Source organism: Labrenzia sp. OB1, from assembly GCF_001624695.1.
In the GTDB taxonomy this organism is placed as follows: Bacteria; Pseudomonadota; Alphaproteobacteria; order Rhizobiales; family Stappiaceae; genus Roseibium.
In genome coordinates, this window is the sequence record NZ_JSEP01000014.1 from 71,855 (window position 1) to 84,195 (window position 12,341).

Below are 12,341 nucleotides of genomic sequence, written 5' to 3' on the forward strand. Positions count from 1 at the left end.
CCTCAAGGATAAAGGGGTTTCCGACCGGCTGCCAACAGGAAGACTCCTACCCCATGGAGGTCACGCACCCGTGTCGCCCAAAAGCCCCAGCACGAGGCAGAAATGTCGCGAAGCCTTGCTGGAATGACGAGCGGAGCATTGCCCCTTGACCGGCAGATGAGTATGGTGCGCCTCCACTGAAACCCGGCAACGTTCAGACCACAGCCACAATAACTTCATCCAAGAGGAAACCGAGATGTTCAAAGGCTCCATTCCAGCGCTGATTACCCCGTTCAAGGACGGAGCGCTTGATGAGAAACGGTTTCAGGATTTTGTGGAATGGCAGATTGCCGAGGGATCTTCCGGACTTGTGCCGGTCGGCACAACGGGTGAAAGCCCGACGCTGGCCCATGACGAACACAAGCGGGTTATCGAGCTGTGCGTGGAAGCGGCCGCTGGCCGTGTTCCGGTCATCGCGGGGGCAGGGTCAAACAACACCGTGGAAGCGATCGATTTCGCCCAGCATGCTGAAAAGGCGGGAGCTGACGGGCTTCTGGTCGTGACACCATATTACAACAAGCCGAACCAGGCCGGATTGAAGGCACATTTCAAGGCGATCGACAGTGCCGTTGGCCTGCCGATCCTCATTTACAACATTCCGAGCCGCTCCATCGTCGACATGACGCCGGAGACCATGGCGGAACTTTATGAAACCTGCGATAATATCAAGGGCGTGAAAGATGCGACCGCCGATCTTGCAAAAGCAAGCCGCCAGCGCCATCTGTGCGGCCCGGAGTTCATTCAGCTTTCCGGCGAGGACATTTCCGCCCTGGCGTTCAATGCTCATGGCGGAGTGGGCTGCATCTCCGTGACCGCGAATGTCGCCCCGCGTTTGTGCGCGGAATTCCAGGCTGCAATGCTTGCAGGAGATTACAAGACGGCGCTGGAGTATCAGGACCGTCTGGCGCCCTTGCACCGCGCGCTGTTCCTCGAGCCGAGCCCGGGTGGTGCCAAATATGCGCTCTCGCTGCTGGGCAAGATCGGGGAAGAACTGCGCCTGCCGCTGTTGCCTATTTCCGAAGCGGCGCAGATGGAAGTCCGCGGTGCAATGGCTCATGCCGGTCTGATTAATTGAGCAGGGATAGCTCGGAAGGATAAAAATGGCTCCGAAAAAAGGGGGCGTTCCGGGACGGACCATCATTTCCGACAACCGGAAAGCCCGGTTCAACTTCGAGATTGAGGATACGCTGGAAGCAGGGATCGAGCTGCAGGGAACGGAAGTGAAATCCCTGCGCAGCGGCAAGGCGAATATCGCCGAATCCTATGCGGCCGAGCGTGGCGGCGAGATCTGGATCTACAACGTCTATATTCCCGAGTACCTGCAGGCAAACCGGTTCAACCATGAGCCGCGCCGGCCGCGGAAGCTGCTTCTGCACAAGCGCGAGATAGGTAAACTGGCTGGCGCCGTCCAGAAGGACGGCAAGACGATCGTCCCGCTCAAGCTTTACTTCAACGATCAGGGTCGTGCGAAGCTGGAACTGGCGGTTGCGCGCGGTAAAAAACTGCACGACAAGCGCGCCACTGAAAAGAAGCGCGACTGGGACCGCGAGAAATCGCGTATCATGAAAAACGGCGGTTGAGAGAGTCTCGCAGCTGGTGCCTGTCGCATTAAATTGAATTCAGGAAACCACCCGAACGCATTTGCAATGCAAACGCTGCCTCGGGTGTTTTCCTGAATAGGTGAATCCGTCTAAACGCGACACGCTTTAGAGCGTGGCTTGTGCGCTGCCTGTTGAGAAGTAGCGCATAAGCTGTTTGTTTCCTGTGCGCTAATTGTGGGTGGTGTTCGCTCTTGCGCAGAGCATTTGCTGTGCGAAACCTGTGTATGGACGGAACAAGAAGCTTCGCCGCATAACGACATGATTCAGAACATCAAACGGTTAAGAACAGCCCGCTTCCGCTCCTGTATCGGCACCGGTCTGCGCGAAGTCCGGTCGACATGGACATGCACGAACCGGCCATGGGCCGCAGTTTCCGACGCTCCCCCGGAAAACAATCCGATCTGAAAAACCACAGAGCTTGAGCCGATTTTGGCTATTGTCAGCCCTGCGGTGACGTCATCGGGGAAATTCAGCTCGCTAAAATAATTGCAACCTGATTCGACCACGAGAAAGATCTGAGGACTATTTGCCGGCTCCAGGATGCCGTGTTTCACGTACCAGGAGTTCACAGCCGTGTCGAAATAGCTGAAATACTGCACGTTGTTAACATGTCCATAGATATCCACATCCATCCACCGTGTGGAAATTGTGAGGAAGTCCTTGAAATCTTCGCGTGTTAGCGGTGCAGGGCGTGGAGTCGGTGGAGAAACTGTGGAAGTCATAAGGCCGCCTTGTAAATGGCCAATGCATCGGCTTCCGCTAGGTCCCTTGGGTTGTTCACCAGAAGTCTGGTCTGTTTCATGGCATCTGCGGCCAGTTTCGGGACGTCGGCCTCGCCAATGCCGACGTCCCGCAATCGGGTCTGAAGCCCCAGTTTCGCGGACAGCGCCGCCAAACGGCCGGCAAACTGCGCGGCGCGTTCCGGCACGTCCTCGATCCCGGCAAGATCGGGAAACAGAACCGGGGCGATCTCAGCATAGGTCCGCGCGGCAACTGCGTTGTTGAACTCAATTACATGCGGCAGGACCAGAGCATTGGACAGTCCGTGCGGTACGTGAAAAGTCCCGCCAAGCGGATAGGCGAGGGCGTGAACCGCGGCAACGGGCGAATTCGCAAAGGCCATGCCTGCCAGCATCGAGCCGAGCAGCATCGCGCCTCGTGCGCCCTCGTCGCCGGGCGAATGCACCGCGCGTTCGATATTCGCACCCAGAAGCCTCAAAGCTTCGACTGCCAGCGTTCTGGACAAGGGATTGTTGTTGGCCGATTTCGACGCATGGGATTCGATGGCGTGGACCATCGCGTCAATGCCTGTCGCCGCCGTGACCGGTGCCGGGAGACCAAGCGTCAACAGGGGATCCAGAACTGCCAGGTCCGGAAGCAGGAGCGGGGAGACTACACCGCGCTTTTCCTCTTCTCCAACGGTGATGATCGAAATCGGTGTCACCTCGGAACCGGTTCCCGCCGTCGTCGGAACAAGGATCAGCGGCAACCGCGGCCCCTTCGCATTGCCGATGCCCCAGGCACCGTCCAGATCTTCGCCGCTTCTGGCGATCAGTGCCACAAGTTTGGCAACGTCCAGCGACGAACCGCCGCCGAAGCCGATAACAGACGTCGCTCCGTGCGCCCTGGCCGCATCGATGGCCTTGTCCACCAGGGCTCTCGGTGGATCCGCAGTGACATCGGTAAATCGCGCCAGCACGCATCCTGTCTGCCGCAAGGAGGTCTCGCACGGGTCCTGCAGACCCAGAGCGACAATGCCCGGATCTGTCACCAGAAACGGGCGGGCACCGAGGAATGGCGCTGCATGACGGCCCAACGCGGACGCAGAGCCGTTCTCAAAGACAATGCGTTGACTGGTATTGAACGTAAACGCGCTTATCATTGGTGTCTCCATGCCGTTTTCTCAGCACAGAGTGCCCATTTGGAAAGGATCCGTCGAGAGGTGAAGGCACTGTTTTTTGATGGTCTTTCGACTAAGCGTGCATGCGTGCGCCTTTGGAGATCTTGTCGGCGATCTTCTTGTCGGCATGGAAGGCCAAACCGGCGACCCTGGCGTCTTCAGGGGTGAATTTGGCAAAGACCTCCCGGTTGGCACTGTCATGGCCGGTCGAGAACATTTCCTCGATGTAGAGACTGGCGCGAATGCCGCGCTGAAGTGTCCTCTGATGGATCTTGCCAAGTGTCACTGCATCCGTGCTCAGAACGATTATCGGCTGAATGCTCATGGGGTGATAGACATTTTGCGCGGCATCGCGGTAGTTTTCTCCAATGATTTCAGGCTTTGTGGCTGCAATCCCGGTCGCGAGAAAGGCCGTGACGTTGAGTTTTTGCCAGACGGCCAGATCTTCGCGGACAACAACGACGAATTTGGTTTCGAACATGAATAACAACTCCACACAGGGATTTCAGAGGGACTGGAAGTCGCAAAACCTAGAGGGAGCCGGGGAGACCGGTCTTGAACGTTTGTGCGTTACCGGCAGGGATATGATCCGCACTTCGCCGTCCGAAGAGGGTATTGACCGGATTGAGGCGCGGTTCAGCGGCAATGGCTTCGCGCCGCATCGCCATGACACCTACGCGATTGGACTGACGCTCGCCGGGGTGCAAACCTTCAGATACCGGGGCGAGGAGCGGGCTTCTCTCCCCGGGCAGATCATCGTCATCCACCCGGATGAACTCCACGACGGCGGTGCTGGAACCGAGCGTGGGCTGCGCTACCGCATGATCTACATTCCGCCAGAGATGATCGCAGACGCCCTTCAGACTGCGGGCCATTTCGCTGTTCTGCCTTTTGTCGCCTCTCCGGTGTTCTCCGACCCGGATTTCCAACGGGACCTGATCGAGGCGCTCGACGATATTGACACTGAAATGGGGGCTTTCAAGCGCGACAGTCTGCTTGCGGATCTCGCCGGAGGCTTATGCCGCCGCGCGGACAACGGCAAATCTGATGCAACTGCCGTGAACCGGCCCGCGCTCAGGCAATGCAGCGAGTATTTGCGGGAATGCTGCGGTAAGCCGGTTCAAATGAAGCATCTGGAAGGGATCGCGCATATGGACCGCTTCACGCTCTCCCGGCAGTTCCGGACCGCTTTCGGAACCAGTCCGCATCGCTATCTCATCATGCGGCGGCTGGACCGGGTCAAGTCGGCGCTGGCACTGGGCGGGTCGCTTGCGGAGGCTGCTGCCGATAGTGGCTTTGCCGATCAAAGCCACATGACCCGCCATTTCAAACGCGCCTATGGCATGACCCCGGGCCACTGGCGTCGTCTGTGCACCTGAAGAACATCCACCAGATATCGGATCATATGATGCCGGAAAGCAGGTTTTCGGGTGCTCCGGGATGGACTGAAGTCTCGCAACTCCAGTCTCCTCGTGGACACCCTGTTGAAAGCTCACATCTAGAGTTTACCCGGCCCGAACTTGTTGGACCGCGGGAAGCCCGTTGGCGGCAGACGGCCGGCCTGACCGCGCTCGCCGTGCCATTCCGCGAGTTCCTCCAGTGACCGGGTGAAACTGCGGCCGGAGCTGTCGCTCCAGGTGAGACCTTCTTCACCCTTGAAGACGCGGATATCGGCGAGGTTGCCGTCCCGGTAGCGTTGCAGGCGCACGCCGCGTCCGCGCCCCATCTGCGGGATCTGAGCCAGCGGGAACAGAAGAAGCTTCCGGTTCTCGCCGATGATCGCCACCTGGTCGCCTGCGGCTTCCACACAGAGCGTTGCCTCGGCGGGCATGGTGAGGTTGAGGACCTGTTTTCCCTTGCGGGTATTGGCGATCACATCGTTCTCGCTGACGACAAAACCGCGCGCTTCGTTGCTGGCAAGCAGGAGATTGCGGCCCGGCTTGTGCACAAAGGCCCCCACCACATCCTGGGATTCGTCCATCTCCACCATCAGGCGGATCGGCTCGCCATGTCCGCGTCCACCCGGCAGGCGGTCGGCACCAATTGTGAAGAACTTGCCCCCGGTGGAGAAGATCAGGATCTTGTCGGTCGTCTCCGCATGGAAGGACAGTTTCAACTTGTCGCCCTGTTTGAAGGTCAGGGAGGAAAGGTCTGCCTGATGGCCTTTCAGAGCGCGGATCCAGCCCTTCTCCGAAATGATGACGGTGACCGGTTCCTTTTCGATCATCGCCTGCTGGATGTCGACGAGATCCGTTTCGGGCGCTTCCGCCCGGTCGGTCCGCCGTTTGCCGATTTCGGTTTCCGGTCCGTAGACCTTGGCGATTTCGGCGATTTCCTTGGAAATCTTCGTCCACTGACGCGCGTCGGAGCCGAGCAGCGTGGTGAGGCCGTCCTTTTCCGCGGTGAGCTTGTCATGCTCCTTGCGGATTTCCAGCTCTTCCAGCTTGCGCAAGGATCTCAGGCGCATGTTGAGGATGGCTTCCGCCTGCACGTCGGTCAGTTCGAAAGTCCGGATAAGCTCGGCCTTTGCATCGTCCTCTTCGCGGATGATGCGGATCACCTCGTCCAGATTCAGATAGGCGACCAGATAGCCTTCCAGAACCTCAAGCCGGTGATTGATCTGGCCCAGCCGGTGTTCGGAGCGCCGGATCAGCACTTCCTTGCGGTGGTCGAGCCATTCGCGCAGCACCTGCTTCACGCCCATGACCTTGGGCACCTTGCCCATGGACAGCACGTTCATGTTCAGCGAGAACCTGTTTTCAAGGTCCGTCAGCTTGAACAGCGATTCCATGAGAATGTTCGCATCGACATTGCGCGAGCGGGGGACCAGAACGACGCGGATGTCTTCCGCAGATTCGTCCCGGACATCGTCGAGCAGAGGCAACTTGCGGGCTGTCAGAAGCTCGGCGATCTTTTCAATCAGGCGCGATTTCTGAACCTGATAGGGGATTTCCGTAACGACGATCGCCCACTGGCCTCGGCCGAGATCTTCCACTTCCCAGCGCGCCCTGACGCGGAAGCTGCCGCGCCCCGTCGCATAGGCTTCGCGGATCGATCCCTGATCGGAGACCAGAAGTCCACCGGTCGGGAAATCCGGCCCCTTGATAAACTCCAGAAGTTCTTCGACTTCCGCTTTCGGGTTGCGGATCAGGTGTTCGCAGGCCTGGCAAAGTTCGAAGGCGTTGTGCGGCGGGATCGAGGTCGCCATGCCGACGGCGATGCCCGAGGAGCCGTTGCCGAGCAGGTTCGGGAATCCGCCGGGCAGGACAATGGGCTCCTTGTCCTCGCCGTCATAGGTCTCCCGGAAGTCGATGGCGTTCTCGTCGAGCCCGTCCAGAAGGCGCCGGGCCGTATCTGTCATGCGCGCTTCGGTGTAGCGCATCGCGGCGGCGTTATCGCCGTCGACATTGCCGAAATTGCCCTGGCCGTCGATCAGCGGATACCGCTGTGCAAAATCCTGGGCGAGCCGGACAAGGGCGTCATAAACGGCCTGATCGCCATGCGGATGGTATTTACCGATCACGTCGCCGACGACGCGCGCGCATTTCTTGAACCCGGAACCGGGGTCAAGCTTCAAAAGGCGCATGGCATAGAGAAGGCGCCGGTGCACCGGCTTCAATCCATCGCGTACGTCCGGCAACGCCCGGTGCATGATGGTCGACAGCGCATAGTTCAGGTAGCGCTCTTCCAGCGCGTCCTTCAGGTTGATGCCTTCAATGCCGCCGGGCGGTAGTGTGGTCTCTTTTCCCATATCTGCTTGCTAGCCGGTTCAGGCAATCAGCGCAATTCGCTTGCGGGCATTCACAGGCGGGATCGGCGGATTTTCAACGGATTTCGACCGGCTGTGGGTTCTTTGGGCGTCAGTGGCGGCCTAAAAGTTCCACGGGAAGTCCTCGCGGTAGCGTTTTTCCAGAGCGCCTAGAAGCTGCGAGCGTGTGCCGCTGTCTGTGGTCTCTCTTTCCTGAAGGTGGCGATTCAGGAAAAAGCTTGTCAGGTCAAAACCTTGGGTGATGTCTTTCCACATCAGTTCACTGCCGGCCTGACGCTGGCCGTCCAGCAGGAATGAGGGCAGCGGCAGCAGCTTGTCATGATAGGGCAGGCCGGCCTCGCGGCTGACCGCGCGCGCCGATTTCGGGGACACATAGGCAAGGTCTTCCCGGGTTCCGGTCGCCGCGCAGGAGGACAGGTCGAGGCCTATCCCGAGTTCGCGCAAAAGTTCCAGTTCGAACCTGATGACAAGAGCGCCTGCCGTCTCCGCTTCGTTCAGATGGTTCAGCACGACGCTGACGGCATTGAACAGTCCGGGGTAAGGGTGCCGCTCCGGGAGGAGCCGCACGAGAAAGGCCAGGTGCTGGACGCCGGTCAAACCGACGGAACTGGTCATAAGGTCGCCGGCGCGCAGATTGAGCGGATCGATCTGAAACTGGCCGAGATGGTCCGACAGACGGGCCTTCCAGGTGAGTTCCACCTCGTTGCCGGGCTGAAGCACCGGACGATGACGCTTCGAGCGGCCGCCCCGCACCAGACCGAGATGCCGGCCCCGCTCGAGCGTCAGCACCTCCAGAATGACATCGTTTTCGCCATGTTTGCGGGTGGTCAGGACAATCCCGCGTCCGGTCCATTCCAAATGCTGTTTCCTGCGTAGGGGGCCAACTTGGAGTTTGGAGGATTCTGGCCCGGACGCCAAGTATACCAAAGAGCGTTGGTTATGGCCCGCCGGAGACGGATATTAGAGGCGGGGCACGATCAACGTTCTTTGGAGTTACTTCGGAAACTCAAGCCCCATTTCCCGGTAGCGTTCCGGGTCGTCGGCCCAGTTTTCCCTGACTTTCACGAACAGGAACAGATGCACGGGCGCCCCGATGATTTCGGAAAGCTCATGGCGGGCCATCTGGGAAATAGCCTTGATGGTCTGGCCGCTCTTTCCCAGGACGATACTCTTCTGGCTGTCGCGTTCCACATAGATTGTTTGCTCGATGCGCGCCGAGCCGTCCTTGCGGGTCTCCCAGCGTTCGGTCTCGACGGTGGAAATATAGGGCAGTTCCTGATGCAGGCGTTCGAACAGCTTTTCCCGGGTGATCTCGGCCGCGAGAATGCGCAGGGGCAGGTCGGAGGGCTGGTCCTCGGGATAAAGCCAGGGGCCTTCAGGCACCTTGGAGGCAAAATAGTCCAGAATGGTCCCGGTCCCGTCGCCGGTCAGAGCCGAAACCATGAAGGTTTCCTCGAACTGCGCGTATTCATTGGCTTTTTGAGCCAGCTTCAGCAGTTTTTCGCCTTTGGAAATATCCGTCTTGTTCAGAATCAGCACCTTTGGCGCCGACTGGCCTGAAAGCCGCTTCAGGATGTTTTCGACTTCCTCGTCGATGCCCTTGCGGGAATCGATCAGAAGCGCGATCAGGTCGGCGTCTCTTGCCCCGCCCCAGGCAGTGTCGACCATGGCGCGGTCCAGACGGCGTTTCGGTTTGAAGATGCCTGGCGTGTCGATGAACACAAGCTGGGCCGTGCCGTGCATGGCTACGCCGCGGACGATGGACCTCGTGGTCTGCACCTTGTGTGTGACAATGGAGACCTTGGTGCCGACAAGCTGATTGATCAGGGTGGATTTACCCGCATTCGGCGCGCCGATGAGGGCGATGAAGCCGGCTTTCGTATCAGACGGCATGGCTGAAACGGGATCGGGCAGGGGAAAGTCGAACCGGCCCTTGGCAGGCTGGAAAACGTTGTCATCTTCCTCCGGTTCACCGGCAGGGCTCACATCCTGGTCTTCGTCGCTCAAGGTACTTCTATTCCTTCCAAACGCCTTCGCGGCGGAGCACGGCCTCGGCCGCGCTCTGTTCTGCGATCCGCTTCGAACCGCCTTTGCCTTCACCGGGTTTCAGCCCCTGCACGATCACCGATACCGTGAAATTCGGTTCATGATCGGGCCCGTCCCGGCCGGTAACTTCATAATGCGGTGTCGGCAGACTTCTGGACTGCGCCCATTCCTGCAATGTGGTCTTTGCGTCCCTGAGCGGTCCAGACCACGATAACATACGCGGTTCCCAAAGGCGCTGGATAAAAGCCTCTGCCGCCTCGTAGCCGCCATCCAGATAGATCGCGGCGATCACCGCCTCGCAGATATCGGCGAGCAATGCGGTCTTCTTGCGTCCACCGGTCTGGGCTTCCGCGAGGCCGATGCGCATGGCATCGCCGATGCCCAGTTCCTGCGCGATCTCCGCGCAGGTCTCACGCTTGACCATATGGTTGAAGCGGCGGGCCAGTTCGCCTTCATCAGCTTTGGGAAAGTGACGGTGCAGCATGGACGCGATCGCCAGACCGAGCACCCGGTCGCCGAGAAACTCCAGGCGCTGATAGCTTCCCGCGACTGTCTCCGACGGGGTGAGCGCGCTTGCGTGCGTCAGCGAGACGCGCAGAAGATCCAGGTCCTTGAAGTCGTAATTCAGCGCAGCCTTGAGAGCTGAGATGGAATTCTTCTGCTGTTGCGGTTGCTTGATCATGCGACCTGCCTGGTCCTTCAGCGGGGGTGGACGCCGCGCCGGGCGCTCAAAGCGTCCGGCCAATCCGCTCCCAGCGCACGTTCCATGGCCAGGTCCAGATCTGCCAGGCCGGTGTTTCGTCCTTGATGGAGAAGAACAGGACCTCCGCGCGTCCCATGAAGTTTTCGATCGGCACATACCCGACGCGGCTCAGGACACGGCTGTCGACGGAATTGTCCCGGTTGTCGCCCATCATGAAATAATGACCCTCCGGCACCTTGTACTCGCGCGTATTGTCGAGCTGGCCGCGTGTCGTGAGGTCCAGCGTATCGTAGGAGACGCCGTTCGGAAGGGTTTCTCTGAAACGCGGAACCCGGCGGACGACGCCGGACGGAGACTGTTCGATATAGTCGTCGATACGCTCACGTTTGACCGGCTCGCCGTTGATATGAACAATGCCATCGGTCACCTGGATGGTGTCGCCGGGCAGGCCGATCACTCGTTTGATGTAGTCGACGGACGTGTTGGTCGGAAGTTTGAAGACAGCCACATCGCCGCGCTCGGGATCCGAAGAGAGAACACGTCCGGAGAAGGGACCCAGACCAAAGGGGAACGAGAAGCGCGAATAGCCGTAACTGTATTTGGACACGAAAAGATAGTCGCCGATGAGCAGCGTATCCTTCATGGACCCCGAAGGGATGTTGAACGGCTGGAACAGGAAGGTCCGGACGATCAGGGCAAGCAGCAGAGCCTGGACGATGACCTTCACAGTCTCGTAAAGGCCGCCTTCCTTGTCTTTCTTGTGGTCTGTCACGCTCATTTTTTCCCTTAGGCAAGTTGTCCGGAATCCCGGAGGGAGACGCCGCCATTCAGCGGGACTCTTAGCTCTTCAATCGAATGGAAGCAATGCGGGGAAAGCTTCCCGTGAACGGTCATGCCCTTAAAACAGACGAAACGTGTCCTTCGGGAGAACTTCATGTGAAGGCCGCTGTGTTTTCTCCCCGCGGCACCGTGACGAGGACGGGAATTCATGGTTGCAGGGCCGAAGAAACATGACCCATGGCACTTATGAGGATCGTTGGGCTTTTTTTCAAGCGCTGCCGTCTTCTTCCGCAGGCGTATCCGGTGCCGGAAAAAGACGGCCGTTCTTGCCTGCGAGCGTGCGCCGCCGGCGGCGCTGATAGACCTCGACGCTTTTCAGGACGACCACGTAGGAAATTGACCCGACGATCAGACCGACAGGAACCGCTCCGATGAACATCGGTTTGAGCATCGGCCAGAGCGCATCGAAAGACTTCTCCCACAGTCCGTGCTGGAATTGCTGGTGAACCTGGTGAGGGTCGGTCTTCGGGGCCCGGCCGTGCAAGACCCATTGGCCGATCTTGTAGGTGAGAGCCCAGATGAACGGAAATGTCAGCGGGTTGCCGACGGAGGTTCCCAGCGCGGCGGCAATAAGATTGCCGCGCAGCAGGTAGGCAACGGCGAAGGCGGTCAGGAAGTGGAAACCGATCAGCGGAGTGAAAGACGCGAACGCACCGGAGGCAAATCCGATGGCGATGGCATGCGGTGTCGCTGTTAGCCGCAGCACACGTTTGCTGAAATAGCGCGTTGACCGGGCCCAGCTGTTGCGTGGCCATACGGCGATTCGCAGGCGCTCGGCACGGGATGGCCTATTTCTTCGGCGAAACAGCATGGTCTTGAGGTGGTCTCCGTTGTTCCTGCTCGTTTCTGCTCAGGCCAAACCGCGGCTGCCCGGTTTTACCGCGGGCAGAGCCGCCAGTTCCGGGGGAAGATTGTCCGGCTCATAGGCCGGCACCTTGTATTGCGCCAGGGCGATGACCGGCACGGACGCATCGGCTTCACCACCCGACCGGTCGATGAGGCATGCAAGTGCGAGAACTTCAGCACCAAGAGATTTCAACGAGGTTACCGTTTCCCGGCTGGAGAGCCCGGTTGTGACGATATCCTCAACTATGATGACCCGCGCGCCCTTGGGAAGCTCGAAACGGCGCAGCCGGAACTCGCCGTCCTCGCGCTCCACCCACATCGCCGGAACACCGAGATGACGAGCGGTTTCATAACCTGGGATGAGGCCGCCCAGGGCAGGGGAGACGATATAGTCGATCTTGCCGAGGTTCGAGGCGCGGATTTTCTCCGCCAGCGCCTTGCAGAGTTTCTCGGTCTTGTCGGGATGCATGAACACCCGGGCTTTCTGAAGAAAAACGGGGCTGCGCAGGCCCGACGTCAGAATGAAATGCCCTTCCAGGATCGCGCCGGCCTCCCGGAACAGGGACAAGACTTCGTCACGTGTCATAAATAGTCTCC

General features: G+C 59.3%; 13 protein-coding genes. 3 read left to right on the forward strand and 10 right to left on the reverse strand.

The window, feature by feature from the left end:
- Positions 1 to 235: 235 nt before the first annotated feature.
- Complete coding sequence (dapA, locus tag OA90_RS18095) at positions 236 to 1,114, forward strand: 4-hydroxy-tetrahydrodipicolinate synthase (RefSeq protein ID WP_068415170.1); 879 nt, start codon at positions 236 to 238, stop codon at positions 1,112 to 1,114.
- Positions 1,115 to 1,139: 25 nt separating this feature from the next.
- Positions 1,140 to 1,619 carry an SsrA-binding protein SmpB gene (smpB, locus tag OA90_RS18100; protein ID WP_068415173.1) on the forward strand — a complete coding sequence of 160 codons (480 nt, stop codon included), beginning with the start codon at positions 1,140 to 1,142 and terminating at the stop codon, positions 1,617 to 1,619.
- 284 nt (positions 1,620 to 1,903) lie between these two features.
- On the opposite strand, the gene OA90_RS18105 is transcribed toward smpB, so the two are convergent.
- From OA90_RS18105 to OA90_RS18115, 3 genes are all read right to left on the reverse strand, one after another.
- A complete protein-coding gene (locus tag OA90_RS18105) occupies positions 1,904 to 2,362 on the reverse strand; it encodes a thioesterase family protein (RefSeq protein ID WP_068415176.1) in 459 nt (152 codons plus the stop codon).
- Complete coding sequence (locus OA90_RS18110; RefSeq protein ID WP_156510555.1) at positions 2,359 to 3,522, reverse strand: iron-containing alcohol dehydrogenase; 1,164 nt, start codon at positions 3,520 to 3,522, stop codon at positions 2,359 to 2,361. Before OA90_RS18110 ends, OA90_RS18105 begins: the two co-directional genes overlap by 4 nt.
- A gap of 91 nt (positions 3,523 to 3,613) precedes the next feature.
- Positions 3,614 to 4,021 carry a DUF2000 family protein gene (locus tag OA90_RS18115; RefSeq protein ID WP_068415179.1) on the reverse strand — a complete coding sequence of 136 codons (408 nt, stop codon included), beginning with the start codon at positions 4,019 to 4,021 and terminating at the stop codon, positions 3,614 to 3,616.
- On the opposite strand from OA90_RS18115, the gene OA90_RS18120 reads away from it, so the two are divergent.
- A complete protein-coding gene (locus OA90_RS18120) occupies positions 4,020 to 4,919 on the forward strand; it encodes an AraC family transcriptional regulator (protein ID WP_068415183.1) in 900 nt (299 codons plus the stop codon). The genes OA90_RS18115 and OA90_RS18120 overlap by 2 nt on opposite strands.
- A 119-nt stretch (positions 4,920 to 5,038) precedes the next feature.
- On the opposite strand, the gene parC is transcribed toward OA90_RS18120, so the two are convergent.
- The 7 genes from parC to pyrE form a co-directional block, all read right to left on the reverse strand.
- The gene (gene parC, locus OA90_RS18125) at positions 5,039 to 7,291 is read right to left on the reverse strand and encodes a DNA topoisomerase IV subunit A (RefSeq protein ID WP_068415186.1); all 2,253 of its coding nucleotides are present in this window, start codon (positions 7,289 to 7,291) and stop codon (positions 5,039 to 5,041) included.
- A 120-nt stretch (positions 7,292 to 7,411) separates the two neighbouring features.
- The gene (gene recO, locus OA90_RS18130; RefSeq protein WP_068415189.1) at positions 7,412 to 8,167 is read right to left on the reverse strand and encodes a DNA repair protein RecO; all 756 of its coding nucleotides are present in this window, start codon (positions 8,165 to 8,167) and stop codon (positions 7,412 to 7,414) included.
- 135 nt (positions 8,168 to 8,302) lie between these two features.
- Positions 8,303 to 9,202 carry a GTPase Era gene (gene era / locus OA90_RS18135; RefSeq protein WP_082837134.1) on the reverse strand — a complete coding sequence of 300 codons (900 nt, stop codon included), beginning with the start codon at positions 9,200 to 9,202 and terminating at the stop codon, positions 8,303 to 8,305.
- A 121-nt stretch (positions 9,203 to 9,323) separates the two neighbouring features.
- Positions 9,324 to 10,037, reverse strand: a complete 714-nt coding sequence (gene rnc / locus OA90_RS18140) for a ribonuclease III (protein ID WP_068415192.1) — start codon at positions 10,035 to 10,037, stop codon at positions 9,324 to 9,326.
- A gap of 46 nt (positions 10,038 to 10,083) precedes the next feature.
- The gene (gene lepB, locus OA90_RS18145; protein ID WP_068415195.1) at positions 10,084 to 10,836 is read right to left on the reverse strand and encodes a signal peptidase I; all 753 of its coding nucleotides are present in this window, start codon (positions 10,834 to 10,836) and stop codon (positions 10,084 to 10,086) included.
- Positions 10,837 to 11,106: 270 nt separating this feature from the next.
- Entirely contained in the window at positions 11,107 to 11,604 is a 498-nt protein-coding gene (locus OA90_RS18150) for a DUF2062 domain-containing protein (RefSeq protein ID WP_347876841.1), read from the reverse strand.
- A gap of 144 nt (positions 11,605 to 11,748) precedes the next feature.
- Positions 11,749 to 12,330 (reverse strand): orotate phosphoribosyltransferase, encoded by a 582-nt coding sequence (pyrE, locus tag OA90_RS18155; protein ID WP_068415201.1) that lies wholly within the window; start codon positions 12,328 to 12,330, stop codon positions 11,749 to 11,751.
- Positions 12,331 to 12,341 lie beyond the last annotated feature (11 nt).